General features: G+C 70.0%; 15 protein-coding genes and 1 tRNA gene. 9 read left to right on the top strand and 7 right to left on the bottom strand.

The genetic code is table 11. The annotated features are described in order from the left end of the window. Nucleotides 1-22: 22 nt before the first annotated feature. Genes BKA24_RS08100 through BKA24_RS08090 form a run of 3 tightly spaced genes read right to left on the bottom strand, consistent with a single transcriptional unit; the run spans nt 23 to nt 4,242 of the window. Nucleotides 23-1,465: a CDP-glycerol glycerophosphotransferase family protein gene (locus tag BKA24_RS08100; RefSeq protein ID WP_184216867.1), complete on the bottom strand. Its 1,443-nt coding sequence runs from the start codon at nt 1,463-1,465 to the stop codon at nt 23-25. Then, nucleotides 1,462-2,700, bottom strand: a complete 1,239-nt coding sequence (locus BKA24_RS08095) for a CDP-glycerol glycerophosphotransferase family protein (RefSeq protein WP_184216865.1) — start codon at nt 2,698-2,700, stop codon at nt 1,462-1,464. Before BKA24_RS08095 ends, BKA24_RS08100 begins: the two co-directional genes overlap by 4 nt. 48 nt (nt 2,701-2,748) lie before the next feature. Continuing rightward, entirely contained in the window at nt 2,749-4,242 is a 1,494-nt protein-coding gene (locus BKA24_RS08090) for a S1C family serine protease (protein WP_184216862.1), read from the bottom strand. 103 nt (nt 4,243-4,345) lie between these two features. On the opposite strand from BKA24_RS08090, the gene BKA24_RS08085 reads away from it, so the two are divergent. After that, nucleotides 4,346-5,554, top strand: a complete 1,209-nt coding sequence (locus BKA24_RS08085; protein ID WP_184216860.1) for an aminotransferase class I/II-fold pyridoxal phosphate-dependent enzyme — start codon at nt 4,346-4,348, stop codon at nt 5,552-5,554. Here the strand turns inward: BKA24_RS08085 and BKA24_RS08080 are convergent, their stop codons facing one another. Beyond that, nucleotides 5,555-6,364 carry a carbon-nitrogen hydrolase family protein gene (locus BKA24_RS08080; RefSeq protein ID WP_184216858.1) on the bottom strand — a complete coding sequence of 270 codons (810 nt, stop codon included), beginning with the start codon at nt 6,362-6,364 and terminating at the stop codon, nt 5,555-5,557. It abuts the gene before it with no gap. Then, nucleotides 6,361-6,882 carry a DUF6328 family protein gene (locus tag BKA24_RS08075; protein WP_184216856.1) on the bottom strand — a complete coding sequence of 174 codons (522 nt, stop codon included), beginning with the start codon at nt 6,880-6,882 and terminating at the stop codon, nt 6,361-6,363. The genes BKA24_RS08080 and BKA24_RS08075 overlap by 4 nt, the downstream gene beginning before the upstream one ends. Before the next feature lie 82 nt (nt 6,883-6,964). Between BKA24_RS08075 and BKA24_RS08070 the strand changes: the two genes are divergently transcribed. After that, nucleotides 6,965-7,038 (top strand) — tRNA-Met (locus BKA24_RS08070). Nucleotides 7,039-7,119: 81 nt separating this feature from the next. Here BKA24_RS08070 and BKA24_RS08065 read toward each other — a convergent pair. Then, nucleotides 7,120-7,590, bottom strand: a complete 471-nt coding sequence (locus BKA24_RS08065) for a MarR family winged helix-turn-helix transcriptional regulator (RefSeq protein WP_343066029.1) — start codon at nt 7,588-7,590, stop codon at nt 7,120-7,122. 73 nt (nt 7,591-7,663) lie between these two features. Here BKA24_RS08065 and idi point away from each other — a divergent pair, with 73 nt between their 5' ends. From idi to BKA24_RS08030, 7 genes are read left to right on the top strand one after another with little or no spacing between them, the layout of a single operon-like run. After that, on the top strand, nt 7,664-8,212 hold the full coding sequence (gene idi, locus BKA24_RS08060; protein ID WP_184216852.1) for an isopentenyl-diphosphate Delta-isomerase: 549 nt from the start codon (nt 7,664-7,666) through the stop codon (nt 8,210-8,212). Beyond that, nucleotides 8,209-9,273 carry a polyprenyl synthetase family protein gene (locus BKA24_RS08055; protein WP_343066028.1) on the top strand — a complete coding sequence of 355 codons (1,065 nt, stop codon included), beginning with the start codon at nt 8,209-8,211 and terminating at the stop codon, nt 9,271-9,273. Before idi ends, BKA24_RS08055 begins: the two co-directional genes overlap by 4 nt. After that, on the top strand, nt 9,270-10,124 hold the full coding sequence (locus BKA24_RS08050) for a squalene/phytoene synthase family protein (RefSeq protein WP_184216850.1): 855 nt from the start codon (nt 9,270-9,272) through the stop codon (nt 10,122-10,124). The genes BKA24_RS08055 and BKA24_RS08050 overlap by 4 nt, the downstream gene beginning before the upstream one ends. Continuing rightward, the gene (gene crtI / locus BKA24_RS08045; RefSeq protein ID WP_184216848.1) at nt 10,121-11,674 is read left to right on the top strand and encodes a phytoene desaturase family protein; all 1,554 of its coding nucleotides are present in this window, start codon (nt 10,121-10,123) and stop codon (nt 11,672-11,674) included. The genes BKA24_RS08050 and crtI overlap by 4 nt, the downstream gene beginning before the upstream one ends. A 4-nt stretch (nt 11,675-11,678) precedes the next feature. Continuing rightward, nucleotides 11,679-12,008 carry a lycopene cyclase domain-containing protein gene (locus BKA24_RS08040; RefSeq protein WP_184216846.1) on the top strand — a complete coding sequence of 110 codons (330 nt, stop codon included), beginning with the start codon at nt 11,679-11,681 and terminating at the stop codon, nt 12,006-12,008. Then, nucleotides 12,005-12,313 carry a lycopene cyclase domain-containing protein gene (locus BKA24_RS08035; protein WP_184216843.1) on the top strand — a complete coding sequence of 103 codons (309 nt, stop codon included), beginning with the start codon at nt 12,005-12,007 and terminating at the stop codon, nt 12,311-12,313. The genes BKA24_RS08040 and BKA24_RS08035 overlap by 4 nt, the downstream gene beginning before the upstream one ends. Further along, complete coding sequence (locus BKA24_RS08030) at nt 12,310-13,185, top strand: prenyltransferase (RefSeq protein WP_184216841.1); 876 nt, start codon at nt 12,310-12,312, stop codon at nt 13,183-13,185. The genes BKA24_RS08035 and BKA24_RS08030 overlap by 4 nt, the downstream gene beginning before the upstream one ends. Before the next feature lie 15 nt (nt 13,186-13,200). Here BKA24_RS08030 and BKA24_RS08025 read toward each other — a convergent pair whose 3' ends face one another. Continuing rightward, a complete protein-coding gene (locus tag BKA24_RS08025; protein ID WP_184216839.1) occupies nt 13,201-16,125 on the bottom strand; it encodes a UPF0182 family protein in 2,925 nt (974 codons plus the stop codon). Between the last annotated feature and the right edge of the window lie 2 nt (nt 16,126-16,127).

Genomic DNA, 16,127 nt, shown 5'->3' with positions numbered 1-16,127 from the left:
AGCGGAAGGACGCCCGAGCAGGTCAGCGCGTGGCGATGAACCCCTGATCGATCAGGCGAGCGACGACGCGCTCCGCCGCACGGCCGTCGTCTCGCGCGTTGAACCGCTCCCGCCAGGCGGCGTACCTGTCGGCGAACCGAGCGGGCCCCGCGGCATCCGACACGGCCGCCGTGAGCTCCTCCTGGGTCGCCACGATCGGACCGGGCGCGCGCTCGGCGAGGTCGAAGTAGAACCCCCGCAATTCGCCGCGGTAGTGCTCGAGGTCGGGTGCGAAGAAGTACATCGGCTTGCCGGTCGCGCTGAAGTCGAACATCACCGATGAGTAATCGGTGATGAGGGCGTCGGCGACCAGGAGGAGGTGGGCGATGTCGGGGTACCCGGTGACATCGATCACCCGCGCTCCGACGGTGTCGGCTCCCGGGATGAGTGTGCGCGAGTGGCCCCGGACCAGGAGGACCGCATCGGCATCCCGCGCCAGCTGCTCCACGTCGAGGAAGTCGACCATCTGCTCGCGGTCGTCACGCCAGGTCGGCGCGTAGAGCAGGACGCGCTCGCTGTCGCCGATCCCGAGCGCGCGTCGCACCGGGGACGGGTCGCCACTGGTCAGAACGTCGTTGCGCGGGTAGCCCTCCACCCATACCGGGCGGCGCAGGAAGGCGTACGCCTTGGCGAGGATGCCCGCCGCATACGGGTTCTGCGCGAGGAGGACATCCCACCGACGACTCTCCCGCACCACCGCGACCGCCCGGCGCGGGTCGAAACCCGGCCGATGGAGCGCGAGCCGCTTGAGCGGCGTGCCGTGCCAGGTCTGCAGGACGCGCTGCCCCCGCCGACGGCGGTACCGGCGGCGCAGCCAGTCGTTGACCACGAGCAGGCGGGATTCGCCGCGCGCGCGCCACCACTCCGGCGTCCCCTCGATGACGGGCACCGCACCGTCGGGCACCGCGACGGACCCGTCGACGACGCTCCAGTACCGGACGACGTGAGGGGCGACGCGCGCGATCTCGGCATCGATGGCTCGAGGATTGCAGCTCGCGTTGCGGCCGTAGAAGCTCTCGAAGAAGACACTGTCCGTCAGCGGCTCCCGCGTGCGGACGTACTCCCGCTCAAGCGCTGCCTGCCCGGAGGACGTGAGACGGTCGGGATCCACCGGCGCGGATGCCACGACGCGTCCGGCGTGGATTCGTGCGTTCAGGGGCCCGAGGCGGGCGAGCGACGCGTCCGCGAGTGACGCGGCATCCTCATCGACGAGCACCGAGTACTCACCGCTCGGAATGGGCAGCACCTCACCGCCCCAGCGCGACACCGTGAGCGGGATGGTGGCCGTCCAGCCCGTCTCCGAGGTTTCGACGGTCCCGCTCACGCGGGCTCGTCGCCCCTCGAGACGGACGGAGCGCGGGGCGGACGTCGCTGCCGCGAGGACCAGTCGCGGTTCGTCGCCGGCGTGCAGCTGTGCGCTGATCATCGGCGCTTCCTCTCCCAGGACTGGACGATGGCACGATACACGCGTTCGGCGCTGCGGCCGTCGCGATGAGCATGAACCCGGCGACTCAGCGCCCGTGCGCGTTCGACGCGAGCCGAACGCTCTTCCTCATCGCTCAGCACCGTGGCGAGCTGCGCTGTCGCAGCCGACCAGTCAGCGGCGACCTCCGGCCCCGCGACGGCGCGGTAGTCGCCGTAGAAGCCCCTCGTGGCTGCGTAGTCGGCCTCATCCGGGGCCAGGTACACGACGGGCAGCGACACGATCGCGGTGTCGAACACCAACGACGAGTAGTCGGTGACCAGCACGTCGATCCCCGGGAGCACCGGCGTGACCTCGGGAAGCAGGTCGCTGCCGAGGCTGCGCACGCGTGGCCCGCGCGCCTCGGTGCGGTAGTCGCCCGCACCCAGCGGGTGAGACCTCACCAGGAGGACGGCGTCTTCGCGGTCGAGGACCTCGAGGATCTGCTCCCACTGACCTTCCGTGGGGACAGCCGGGTCGGCGGCACCATCGCGCCAGGTCGGTGCGTACAGCACCAGTCGCCGGTCTCCGACCTCGCCGACGGCGCCGGCGATCACGTCCCGCGCCCTCTCGCGCCGCGTTACGGCATCGCCGTCGAAGAGCACGTCGGTGCGCGGCTCGCCCGTGACCGGCACGCGGGCGTCATCGAGCCCGAAGGCCGATTCCAAGCGACCGCGCACGAGGTGCGACGCCGCCGGGATCAGCCGGATCCGCCGTTGGGTGCGGCGATACGCGGCCCGCACGAGTCGCGAGAGACCGGGGATGGGGAGGGGTGCCCGTGCGGTGACCGGCGAATCCAGCCCGATGCGCTTCAACGGGATGCCGTGCCACAGCTGCACCAGGAACGCGCCGTCGAGCGCGTACCGATTGACGTCTCCGGCACCGTGGGTGACGACGGCGAATCGCGCACGCGCCGTGAGCCAGAAGCCCCGCAGGGAATCGCGCCGTGCCGTGGGGATGCCGTGGCGCGCGGCATCGGCGGCATCCTCAGCAGAATCGACCAGCCACACCGCCGGGTGACCCCCCGATGCCACGTGCGGCCAGAGTGCCAGCGCACCTTCTCCGATTCCGATCGCGCAGCCGAAGACCCACGCGTCGGCGCGTCGCGGGATGAGCTTCGTCGCGAGCGCCCCCAGCAGATGCAGCGGGACCCTCGCCAGCTGAGCGGCATTGCCCGAACCGAAAGAGAACGACCCCACCCCGCGAGCCTATCGCGGGGTGGGGCCCCGGGCGGGAGCCCGGTCGGGTCAGTCGGTGAGCTCGCCGAGCGTCACCTCCGCCGAGAGCGTCTCCCCGTCGCGTACGTAGACCAGCGAGGCGTCGGAACCGGCGGCGAGGGCGCGCACCTGGGCGGTGAGGTCGGTGGCGTCGCGGATCGGCACGCCGTTGAACTCGGTCACCACGTCGCCCGCCTTCAGCCCCGCCGCGGCGGCGGCGCCACCGGAGGTGACCTCGCTGATGAGCGCACCGGCGATCGAGCTGTCCTCTGCCTCTGCAGCGTTGCCGACCATCGCGCCGAGCAGGCCGTGCGTGGCGGCACCGCCCTCGATCAGTTCGTTCGCCACCCGCTCGACGACGTTCGACGGAATCGAGAATCCGACGCCGATGGAGCCCGCCTCACTCGACGCGGAGGAACCGCCCGCCGTGGCGATGGCGACATTCACGCCGATCAGCTTGCCCTCGTCGTCGACGAGAGCGCCGCCGGAGTTGCCCGGGTTGATCGCGGCATCCGTCTGGATGACGGCGATCGAGATCGTCCCTCCCGAGCCGCTCTGCTGCTGACCCTGTCCGAAGTCGAACTGGAACGGCGAATCCTGCTGGCCTCCCTGCGGGTCGTCCTGCTCGCCGCTGTCGGGCACAGCCGAAGACGCGATCTGGATGGAGCGGTTGAGCGCGCTGACGATGCCCGTCGTGACAGTGTTCGACAGGCCCAGCGGGGCGCCGACGGCGACCGCCGTGTCGCCGACGTTGAGCGAACCGGAGTCGGCGAACTCGATCGGGGTGAGGTCCGACGCGTCCGTCAGTTTGATCACGGCGAGGTCGTACATCGGGTCGGTCCCGACGATCTCCGCGTCGTACACCTTGCCGTCCGAGGTCGTCACCCGCAGGGTGGGGTCGCTCGTGGCGCCGTCGAGGGTGACAACATGCGTGTTGGTGACGACGTAGCCGTCGTCGGACAGGATGACGCCTGAGCCTGTGCCACCGCCGTCCGAGGACGAGGCGGAAATCGTGACGACGCTCGGCAGGGTTATGGCGGCGATGCCGGTCGTCTGGTTCACCTGGTCGGGGTCGTTCACGGTGACCTGCGTGGGGTTGCTCTGCACCACGGTGCCGCTCGAGCTCTCGAACATCGAGGAGCCGATGGCAGCGCCCCCGATTCCCGACACCGAACCGACGATCGCGGCGGCGACGAGGACGGCGACGATCTTGCCGGCGCCGACCTTCGAGTCTTCGCGGCGTTCCGGCTCGGTCACCACCGGCGTCTGCTCGGCGGGAGCCGGCTGACCGAACGCCTGGCCCGACCATCCGTACGGGTACGCCTGGGTGGCGGGCTGGTGGCCGCCGTGAGCCGGAGGGGTGGGCGACGGGGACGTCTGTGCGGCCGCCTCCGACGCGAGTGAGGCGCCGGGAAGCGGCGGGCGCGGCGGGAGACCCGCTCCGGCGTCGTGGGAGGTGTCGGCGTTCGAGATCGCGCCGTTCGCACGATCGTCGTCCGCTCCGGGGATGCGCGGTTCGCTCATGGGATGCTCCTTCTTCGAGGCGATTCCAGAGTGCAACTCGACTCTGTGGATCAGCTATGGCGCCCCTCCGATCAGCCTATGGGTCCCGATGTAGCCTGAGGCCGTGCTGAACATTCCCGGGTCGTGGCAGCGAACCGCGCGCGGCGCGGGGCTCCTCTCCCCCGACGGTTCCCTGCGACCGACGATCTTCGCCGAGATCACCGCGCTCGCCACACAGACCGGCGCCATCAACCTCGGCCAGGGCTTCCCTGACGAGGATGGCCCGCCGGAAGTCCTCGCCGCCGCGACAGCGGCCATCGCCTCGGGAGTGAACCAGTACTCCCCCGGGCGCGGACACCCGGACCTCCTCCAGGCGATCGCCGAGCACCAGGAGCGGTTCTACGGCATGGCCCTCGACCCCGCTGCGGAGGTGCTGGTCACCGCCGGTGCCACCGAAGCCCTCGCCGCAACCCTGCTGGCTCTGCTCGACGGGCCGGATGACGAGGTCGTGGTGTTCGAGCCGTATTACGACTCGTACGCGGCAGCGGTCGCCCTCGCCGGCGCGACGCTGGTGCCGGTACCGCTCCGCTGGCCGAGTCTGGCCCCCGATCTCGACGAGCTTCGCGCTGCGGTGTCCGACCGCACGCGCGTCATCCTCGTGAACGACCCGCACAACCCGACCGGGACGGTGTTCTCTGCCGAGGTGAAGCGCCAGATCGTCGATCTCGCCCATCGAGTGGATGCCACCATCGTCACCGACGAGGTCTACGAGCATCTCGTGATCGACGCGCCGTTCGTGCCCATCGCCACGCTCCCGGGCGCTCGGGAGCGCACGGTCTCGATCTCTTCGGGCGGCAAGACGTTCCGGACGACCGGCTGGAAGATCGGCTGGGCCACCGGGCCGGCCGAACTCATCGGCGCGGTGACCGCGGTCAAGCAGTTCCTGACCTACGTCAACGGTGCCCCGTTCCAGCCCGCGATCGCGGCGGGTCTTCGCCTTCCGGATGAGTTCTTCGCCGGGATCGCCGACACGCAGCGAGTCCGGCGGGATCTGCTCGCCCTCGGACTGCGAGAGGCCGGATTCGATGTTGCCCCCTCAGCCGGGTCGTACTTCACTGTCGCGGACGCCCGACCGCTGCTGGAAGCCGGCGAGGACGCCGCCGCCTTCTGCCGTGCGCTGCCGGCGCGTGTGGGAGTCGCCGCGATTCCGATCAGCGCCTTCGTCTCCCCCGAGCATCACGACGAGTTCTCCACTCTCGTCCGCTTCGCCGCGTGCAAACGGACCGAGGTCATCGACGAGGCATCGCGCAGACTCGCGGCATCCGCTCGCTGATCAAACCTTCGCGACCACGTCGTATCGCCGCAGTCGGAGAGCCGGGTTGAGGCGACGCACGCGTTCCACCGCGGCGACCTCCACGTGCGCGACGGCGACGTCGGTCGCTGTTCCGACGCCGGCGATCTGGACGCCCTGCGGATCGATGACGATCGAGGTGCCCACCCCCAGCGGAGGCGGGTGGTCCGCCCCGGCGACGTACAGCGTGTTCTCGATGGCGCGGGCATGCAGGAGCGTTCGCCAGTGATGCTCCTTCAGCGGGCCCCGCACCCATTCCGCAGCGACCAGCACCGCGTGCGCGCCCGTATCGGCCAGCGTCCGGGCGACCTCCGGGAAGCGCAGGTCGTAGCAGGTCATGAGGGCGAACCGAGCGCCGTCGACTTCGAATGTCTCCGGCGGGGTGATCTCGCCCGCCTCGACCCAGTCCGACTCGCGCTGCCCGAACGCGTCGTACAGATGGAGCTTCCGGTACGCCGCGACGACGCCCTCACCGTCAACGGCGACGACCGTGTTGCGCACGCGCGACCGGTCGGTGGCCTGTTCGACGAGCCCGGCGACCACGTGGATGCCGAGCTCTCCGGCCAGTGACGTCAGCGCCGTGACGAACCGGCCGTCCAAAGGCTGCGCGTGCTCGCTCAACGAATCGTCGAACGGGTCGACGAAGTAGCTCGAGTACTCGGGGAAGAGGACCACCCGGGCGCCGCGAGCGGCCGCGCGGGTCGCGAGGGATCGGATCGCCTCGAGGTTCGCGGCTTCGTCCGCCGAGGGTGCGAACTGCGCCACGGCGAGTCCGATCGCTGCGTCGGTCATCGGGTCCTCCCGGATCGGTCTCGGTCTCGGTCTCGGCGGAGCGTCAGCGGCACGACGACCCACATCACGAGGATCACCGCCGCGAGTGCTCCGCCCGAGATCCAGGATGCCGCACTGCCGAGGACCACGTCGAACACGAAGGCGACCACTCCCACCAGCAGGAGCGAGACCGCGCCGAGCGCGACGAGCAGACACCCGTGGCCGAAGCGGACGACGGTGGGCTTGGCGCGCCGGGCGAACAGCAGCCGGTGGAGGGCGACAGGCGCGAGGGCGACCACGGCACTGAGCGCGGAGAGGACGATCAGGACCAGGTAGAGCGTCCGCTGCTCCGCGCTCAGATCCGAGAACGCGGGCTGGAACGCGAGTGCCAACAGGAACCCGGTGAGGATCTGCGTGCCGGTCTGCAGCACGCGCAGCTCCTGCAGGACGTCGCTCCAGTTGCGATCGGCGCGCTCGTTGCGCGTCTCGTCCCGGCCGTCCACGCGGTCATCGCGCGGCTCATCGTGCTCGAGGGGCATGCCACCATCCTGGAGCAACACACCCGGGAGGCGGGCTCGGTTCGACGCTCCCCCTCAGCCGTGCTAGTGTTTTCTCTTGTGCCGCGGGGTGGAGCAGCTCGGTAGCTCGCTGGGCTCATAACCCAGAGGTCGCAGGTTCAAATCCTGTCCCCGCAACAAGAAGAAGAAGGCGTCCCCGCTCAGGGGGCGCCTTCTTCGCATGTACGGCGGCCCGCACAGCCTCCGTGCACGCTCGGGTCAGTCGCCCGCCATGACGTTCTCGATGTCGCCGAGGAAGCGCACGATCGAGCGGAGTTCGCCGTCGTCATACGGCGCGAGCGCGTCGCGCATCGCGACGAGCCGCGCGCCGAAGTGCCGGAAGAACTCTGCCCTCGCGGCATCCGTCAGCACGATGATCCGAGATCGCCGATCATCCGGATGCGGGTCGCGTCGAAGGTATCCGCCGGCCGACAGCCGGTCGAGCAGCTTCGTCGTCGACGCCGTGGAGATCGCCAGGTGCGTCGCGAGGTCGTGCGGCTTGACGACCTCGCCATGGCGTTCGCGGATGACGAGCATGCGGATCGCGGCCAGATCGGTGGCGTTCATGTCCATGTCACCGCGCATCTCGGCATACATCCGGTCCATGGCGTCAGAGAAGGTCTGCACGGATTCAAGCGCGGTCAGCACCAGGGCGTCCCGCTCGGAGCGCACGGAGTCGGATCTGTCCACTGTTGGACACCCTCCCTGCCGATATGTACGATGACGAATGTCGCTAGATAATCTAGCAATAAACGGAGTGAGAATGTCAGACATCGAGTACGTCGTCCTGTTGGACGATGACGGTCGCGAGATCGGCACCGCCCCCAAGTCGAGCGTGCACGGAACCGACACGGCGCTCCACCTCGCCTTCTCCTGCCACGTCTTCAACGACGCAGGCGAGGTCCTGGTGACGCGCCGCGCCCTCGACAAGACGGCATGGCCGGGTGTCTGGACGAACTCGTTCTGCGGACATCCAGCACCCGCGGAGCCGGTGCTCGACGCCGTCCACCGCCGAGCCTCGTACGAACTCGGGCTCACCATCTCCGACGTCGAGCTGGTGCTGCCCCTCTTCCGCTACCGTGCGACCGACGCATCCGGCATCGTCGAGCACGAGATCTGCCCCGTCTACACCGCACGGGCCTCGTCCGACCTCGCCCTCAACCCCGACGAGGTCGTCGAGTCGCGGTGGGTGCGACCCGAGGACCTCGGCGCGTCCCTTGTCACGACGCCGTGGGCGTTCAGCCCGTGGCTCGTCCTGCAGGCCGAGCAGCTCCCGCTGTTCGCCCCCGTCCTCCAACGGAGGGCATCGTGATCCGCATTCCGGATGCCGCGCGGCGAGAGATCGACGACGCGCTCGAGCTCGCGCTGGGGCGTCTCCGTGCCCGCTCGGCGGCTCTCGGCGAGTCGGCCGCCGCCCTCGGCGTGGCCACCGCGGCTGCGGCCACCGGGGGCAAGAAGCTCCGCCCGGCGCTCGTCGTGGCCGCGTTCGAGTCCTTCGGCGGCGACATCGCGCACACACCTGGGCTGTGGCGCGTCGCCGCCGCGTTCGAGCTGCTGCACGCCGGGTTCGTCGTCCACGACGACCTGATCGACGGCGACGTCGAGCGTCGCGGTGTCCCCAACGTCATGGGCGCGTTCCGAGAGCGTGCCCGGGCCCGAGGCGGCGACGACGCCGACGCGACGACGCTGGGAGCCGCGGCGGCCGTCCTTGCCGGCGACCTGCTCCTGTTCGAGGCCACGCGCCTCATCGCGACCGCACCGGTGCCCGCCCCTCAGCGCGCCGCGCTGTTCGTCCTCCTCGATGACGCGCTCCTCGTCTCCGCCGCGGGCGAACTCGCCGACGTCGAGCAGTCCATCGGGGACGACCTCCCTCCCACGTCGTCGCTGCTGCGCACGGCGCGGGACAAGACCGCGTTCTACTCGTTCCAGGCGCCCCTCGCGGCCGGAGCGCTCCTCGCGAACGCGAGCGAGGACCAGCGCGCCGCTCTCGAAGCGGCCGGATCGGAGATCGGGATCGCCTTCCAGCTCGCCGACGACCTGATCGGGACATTCGGATCCCGCGCGCAGGCCGGCCGCGAGCCCGGCGCCGACCTCCGCGCGTCTAAGCGCACCCCCCTCATCTCCCTCGCCGCCGAGACCGAATGGTGGCCGCAGGTCGCGTCCGCACTGGCCCTCGCGCCCACCGGCCCCATCGCCATCCGCGACGCGCAGCGCGAGCTCGCCGCAAGCGGCGCCCGCGAGCGCGCCGTGGAGCTCATCGAAGCCACCCTCCGCTCGGCCCGCGGTCGCGCGGCCGACGCCTCGCTCCCCCGCGACGCCGTCGTCCTGCTCGCGACGCTCGCCGCGGCCGTCGAGGAGCGGATCCCCCGGTGACATCCTCGCTCTACGACCAGACGGCCACGGCCGCCGCGGCATCCGTCATCCGCGCCTACTCCACGTCGTTCGGCCTCGCCACGAGGCTGCTCGGGCCTCGTGTCCGCGGGCACGTGCGGAGCGTCTACGCCCTCGTCCGCGTCGCCGACGAGATCGTCGACGGCGCCGCAGCCGCGGCGGGTCTCCCCCTCGCGGCGCAACGGGACACGCTCGACGCGCTGGAACGCGAGACCCTCGGCGCGATGGCGTCGGGATTCAGCGCGAACCTCGTCGTGCACGCGTTCGCGCAGGTCGCGCGCGAATGCGGCATCCACGCCGACCTCGTCGAACCGTTCTTCGCTTCGATGCGCACCGACCTCGAGACGACCGAGCACGACTCCGCGTCCCACGACGCCTACGTGTACGGGTCCGCCGAGGTCGTCGGCCTCATGTGCCTGCAGGTGTTCGTCAACGCGGGGCGTCCGGACGCACCGGTGCAGGCCTCGCCCGCTCTCGTCGCCGGAGCACGGCGTCTGGGCGCCGCCTTCCAGGACATCAACTTCCTCCGCGATCTGGCGGACGACGCTGAGCGACTCGGGCGGGACTACCTCGGAGCCGACCGTCCGTCGTCGCGCACCGCCGTCCTCGACCGCATCGACGCCGATCTGGATGCCGCGGCCCTCACCGTCGCCGATCTGCCCGCGGACTGCCGGAGCGCGGTGACGGCCGCCCACGACCTGTTCGCCGAGCTCGCGCGCAGACTTCGGTCGTCGGACGGCACCGGCGCGCGCGTGCGCGTCCCGGACCCGGTGAAGGCGGCCATCGCGGCGCGAGCGGCAGCGGGAGCCCGACCTCGACGGAGGAACGCATGACCCGCCGGGTCGCCGTCATCGGCGGCGGTATCACGGGTCTGGCCGCCGCGGCGCTCCTGGCCGATCGCGGCGACGACGTGACGGTGTACGAAGCGCTCGATGACGTCGGCGGGCGGGCAGGGTCGTGGGAGCGCGACGGATTCCGGTTCGACACCGGGCCCAGCTGGTACCTCATGCCGGAGGTGTTCGACCACTTCTTCGCACTGCTCGGGACGACAGCCGCCGCGGAACTCGACCTGGTCCGCCTGGAGCCGGCGTATCGCGTCTACGGCGAGGGAGAGACAGAGCCCTTCGATGTGGTGTCGGGCCGTGAAAGCGCCGTCGCCGCCTTCGACGCTCGCGAGCCCGGAGCGGGGGCGACCCTCGAGCGGTATCTCGACTCGGCGGCGGAGATCTACGATCTCGCGGTTTCGCGCTTCCTCTACGACCCGTACGTGTCGTGGAAGGGCCTCGCCCACCCCGACGTCCTCCGCCGGCTGCCGGCGCTCGCCCCACTCCTGACCCGATCGCTCGCCTCGCATGTGGACGCGCGCTTCGACGATCGGCTGCTGCGTCAGATCCTCGGCTACCCGGCCGTCTTCCTCGGCAGCTCCCCGTACGTCGCACCGAGCCTCTACCACCTGATGAGCCACCTCGACCTCGACGACGGGGTCCTCTACCCCCAGGGGGGATTCACGCAGGTCATCGCCGCCGTCGAGCGCCTCGCCCGCTCGCGGGGCGCACGCGTGCACACCGGCACCAAGGTCGCCCGCATCATCACCGTCGGCGATCGCACGACGGGGATCGAGCTGGCGGGCGGGGAGATCGTGTCGGCGGACGTCGTCATCTCCACGGCGGACATGCACCACACCGAGACCGAGCTCCTCCCCCCGGAGGCGCGCACACGATCGAACGCCTGGTGGGACAAGCGCGTCTCCTCCCCCGGCGCGCTCCTCCTGCTCCTCGGGGTGGAAGGCGAGCTCCCGCAGCTCTCGCACCACACTCTCCTCTTCACCGAGAAGTGGGAGGAGGGCTTCGACGCGATCTTCGGCGCCGGTGCCCGTATCGCACCGGAGATCCCGGACCCCGCCTCGCTCTACATCTGCCGCCCGAGTGCCACCGACCCGAGCGTCGCGCCTCCCGGCCACGAGAATCTCTTCGTGCTCGTCCCCATGCCCGCAGCGCCCGAACTCGGTCACGGCGGTGTGGACGGCGACGGCGACCCCCGGATCGAGACCGCCGCGGATGCGGTGATCGAGCAGATCGCGCAGTGGACCGGCATCCCGGACCTCGCCTCACGCATCCGCGTTCGCCGCACGATCTCGCCCGCCGACTTCGAGACCGACTTCGGCGCGTTCCGCGGCGGCGCGCTGGGCCTCGCCCACACCCTCGGACAGTCGGCGATGTTCCGCCCCGGAAACCGGTCGAAGCTGGAGAACCTGTACTACGCCGGCCATTCAGTGCTGCCGGGGGTGGGGCTTCCCATGTGCCTGATCTCGGCGGAGCTCGTCGTGAAGCTCCTCGACGGCGACACGGGGACGGGCCGCCTTCCAGTCCCCCCGGAGCGCTGAGCGCGTGCCCGGACTGTACCTGCTGTTCCTGGTGCTCTCCGCCGCCGGCATCGCGGCGCTCGATCTGCGGTTCCGGCTGGTGATGCCGGTCCGCCCGGGGCGCGCCTGGGCGGCGATCGCCCTGGGCACCGCGTTCTTCGTACTGTGGGATCTCGTCGGGATCGCGACCGGCGTCTTCGTCCGCGGTGAGAGCCCCCTCCTTCTCGGGATCGACCTCGCACCCCACCTGCCGGTGGAGGAGCCGGTCTTCCTCGCGTTCCTGTGCTACCTGGCCCTCGTCCTCCACGCGGCCGCCGGTCGCGTGCGGCGACCCAGACGAGAGGATGCCGCGTGACGTACGTCCTCATCGTCATCCCCTTCGTGGTCGCGACCGTCGCGCTCACCCTGGCCACCGTGCGCCGTCCGCGCTTCGGGGACCGCATGCGCCGGTCCGCCCTCGCGGCTGCCGGCCTCGTCGTCCTCACCGCGGTGTTCGACAACCTCATGATCGCCGCCGACCTCTTCACCTACCCCGAGCACCTCATCAGCGGCATCCGCATCGGCCTCGCGCCCATCGAGGACTTCGCCTACCCGGTGTGCGCGGCCTTCGCCGTTCCGGCGATCCTGACTCTGCTCCGCCCCCGAGAGGATGCCGCATGACGGCCACCGGCTTCATCCGCCAGCTGATCGTCTCGTCGCGCCCGGTCAGCTGGATCAACACCGCGTACCCGTTCGCGGCTGCCTACCTGGTCACGGCGCGCGAGATCGATCTGACCCTGATCGTGGGCACCCTCTTCTTCCTGGTGCCCTACAACGTCGCCATGTACGGCATCAATGACGTCTTCGACTACGAATCCGACCTTCGCAATCCCCGGAAGGGCGGCGCGCACGGAGCGATCCTCGACAGGTCGCTGCACCGGCCCACCCTCTGGGCCGCTGCCCTCTCGTGCGTTCCCTTCCTGATCTTCCTCGTCACCGTGGGCGCCCCGGCCTCGTGGGTCGTCCTCGCGGTCAGCATGCTCGCCGTGGTCGCCTACAGCGCGCCGCCGCTGCGCACCAAGGAGCGGCCCTTCGCCGACTCCCTCACGAGCAGCACGCACTTCTTCTCGCCCGCCGTCTACGGACTCGTCCTGGCGGGCGCCGCCTGGTCGTGGCAGCTGGCCGCGGTGATCGTCGCCTTCGCGCTGTGGGGCGTGGCCTCCCACGCGTTCGGCGCGGTCCAGGACGTGGTCGCCGACCGCGAGGCGGGGATCGCTTCGATCGCCACGGTGCGCGGCGCCGCCTGGACGGTCAGATTCGCGATCGCCGCCTACGCGGCATCCGGCCTGGTGATGCTCGCGACCTCGTGGCCGGGCCCGCTCGCGGCGATCGTCGCCGTCCCCTACCTCGTGACCGTCTGGCCCTATCGGTCGCTTGCCGACGCCGAGTGCGGCGCAGCGACCCGCGGGTGGGACCGCTTCCTGTGGCTCAACCAGTTCGCCGGCTTCGTCGTCACCCTGCTGCTGATCTGGTGGTGGGCGCTCACATCCTGAGCGCCCACCACCCGATCACTCGCCGTCGAGCTCGATCAGGCGCTCGAGCACCTGCGTGAGCTTGTCGTCCGCCTCGCCATAAGCCGCCCAGTCGCCGTCGGCCATGGCCGCGTTCCGGTCCATCATGGCCTGCTGCGCTTCCTGCAGCAGTCGGTCGAACTCGTCGGTCGGCACGCTCGGGGTGCCCGGCTCCTCGGGGTCGACCGGATCGGTCGTCTCACCGGGCGTCGGCGTCGCCGACGGAGTCGGGTTGGTGCCCTGGTCACCCGTGGTCGCACCGCTGTCGCCGCCGAACAGCGAGTCGAGCGCCTCCTGGAGGGTGTCCTCGAAGGCGACCTCCTCACCGAACGCGACCAGGATCTTCCGGAGTGTCGGCAGCTGCGTGCCGCTGGAGGCCTGGACGAACACCGGCTGCACGTAGAGCAGACCGCCACCGACGGGCAGGGTCAGGAGGTTGCCCGGGAGGACTTCCGACTGCCCACGGTTGAGCAGGTTGAGCTGCTGCGAAATGGTCTCGTTCGAGTTGAACGTGTTCTGCACCTGGCCGGGACCGGGCACCGAGACCTCGGCGCTGATCTCGAGCATGCGGAGCTTGCCGTAGCCCTCGGCCTTGACGCCGTCCTCGTTGCCCGCGTTGCTGTCGACGGCGAGGTACCCCATCAGCACGTTCCGCTCACCATCGCCGACCGAGGCCGGGATGAAGGAGGTGAACATCGAGTACGACGGTTCGTCCTGCCCGGGCATCTGCATCGTCAGGTAGTACGGCGGCTGCAGGTTGGCCTCGGCCACCGGGTCCTGCGGGGTGCGCCAGGCGTTGTCGCGCCGGATGAAGGACTGCGCGTCATCGACGTGGTATGTGCCGAGCATGGCGCGCTGGACCTTGAAGAGATCGGTCGGGTAGCGCACGTGGCTCATGAGGTCGCCCGACATCTCCGAGATCGGCTCGAGGCTGGTCGGGTAGACCTTCTGCCATGCCTGGAGAAGCGGATCCTCCTCGTCCCAGGCGTAGAGCGTCACCGAGCCGTCGTAGGCGTCGACCGTCGCCTTGACCGAGTTCCGCATGTAGTTGATGTCGTCCAGCGCCACCCGCGGCGAGGTGTTGGTCGTGTCCGAGATCGAGTCGCGAAGGCTCACGATCGATGAGTACGGGTAGTTGTTGCTGAGGGTGTACCCGTCCACGATCCACACGACGCGGCCGTCCACCACGCTGGGGTACGGGTCGCTGTCGAGCTCGAGGTACGGCGCGACCTTCTGCACGCGCTCGCGCGGGTTGCGGTCGTAGAGGATCTGCGACTTCTCGTTGATCCCGTCGGAGAACAGCATGTCCGTCGACTGGAACTTCAGCGCGTAGATGAGGCGGTTGAAGGGATCGCCGATGCTCGGCCCGCCGTCGCCGGTGAAGGTCGTCCGCGTCTGCGCGGCGCCGTCCTCACCGCGGGGGTAGTCGAGTTCGACGGGGTCCGTCTCCTCGGGGGCGCCCACGATGGAATACGGCGGCGAGAACTCACCGAAGTAGATGCGCGGCTCGTATTCGGCCCCCGCGGTCAGCTCGCCCGCGGTGGGGATGCCGCGCTCGAGGAACACCGGGTTGCCGTCGTCGGTGCGCTCGTTGCCCTTGGCGGCCACCATGCCGTAGCCGTGGGTGTACACGAGCGTGTTGTTGTACCAGGACTGCGCCGTGCCGAGCTGGTCGAGGTTGAGCTCGCGGACGGAGACGACGGTGTCCTGGACTTCGCCCTCGATCTCGTAGCGGTCCACGTCGAGCGGATCGGTGAAGCGGTAGTACGAGCGGTACTGTTCGAGCTGACGCACGGTCGGCCCGATGACGGCCGGGTCCATGATGCGCAGGGATGCCGTCGTTTCGGCATCCGCTCGCAGCTGACCCTCCTCGGCCGTCGTGACCGCCTCGTAATCGGTCTTCTTGAGACCGTCGATGCCATAGGCGAACTTCGTCGCTTCGAGGTTGCGCTCGACGAACTTCGCCTCATAGGTCTCGAGGTTCGGGGCGACCTGGAACTGCGTGACCGCCCACGGGTACGCGACGCCGACGACCAGCGACGAGACGATGAGCAGCGCCGTGCCGATCAGGGGGAAGCGCCAGCGGCCGATGACCGCGGTCACGAGGAAGAGCACCGCGACGATCGCGGCGGCGATCGCGAGGATCGCGAGGCCCGGGATCACGGCGTTCACGTCGACGTAGCTGGCGCCCGTGAAGCGGTCGCCCTGCGTCGTGAGCGTCTTGAACCGATCGAGCCAGAGGCTCACGGCCTGCACGGCGAGGTACAGCCCGGCGATGATGGCGAGCTGGATGCGCGCGGCCTTGGAGATGCGGAGCTCCCGCTGACCGACGCGCACGGATCCGTAGAGGTAGGCCACGATGGCGGTGACGAGCAGGCTGATCAGCAGCACCGCGGAGGCGAACCCGAGAGCCGCGCTGTAGAACGGCATCTGGAACAGGTAGAAGCCGGTGTCCATCCCGAACTGGGGGTCGGCCTCGCCCGTGGGCACGCTGTTGGCCCAGAGCCAGACCGTCTCCCACTGCGCAGATGCGGCGAAGCCGGCGAAGAATCCGAAGAAGACCGGGATGCCCCACATCGCCAGGCGACGGAGGGGCTCGACGACCTCCTGGTAGTGATCGAGCTGCGAGCTCAGTCGCGCGTAGACGGGACGCAAGCGATACGCGAGCTGGATGGCGGCGAACACCGGCAGGGCCATCGCGACGAAGCCGACCGCGAACATCACGACGCGGGCGAACCACTGCGTGGTCAGGACCCCGTCGAAGCCCAACTGGCGATACCACTGCCAATCCGCGTACAGGCTCGCGAATGCGAAGAACGCCATGACGAGCACGATGAGGACGCCGATGGTGATGGCGATCGCGCGACGGACAGGATTCGGAGGCGAGGGCGTGGCCGGGCCCGCAGTCGGTGTCGAGGTCACCC

Source organism: Microbacterium marinum (genome assembly GCF_014204835.1).
Lineage (GTDB): Bacteria > Actinomycetota > Actinomycetes > Actinomycetales > Microbacteriaceae > Microbacterium > Microbacterium marinum.
Note: the sequence above shows the minus strand (reverse complement) of the source record. Positions and strands in the feature narration are given on the sequence as shown.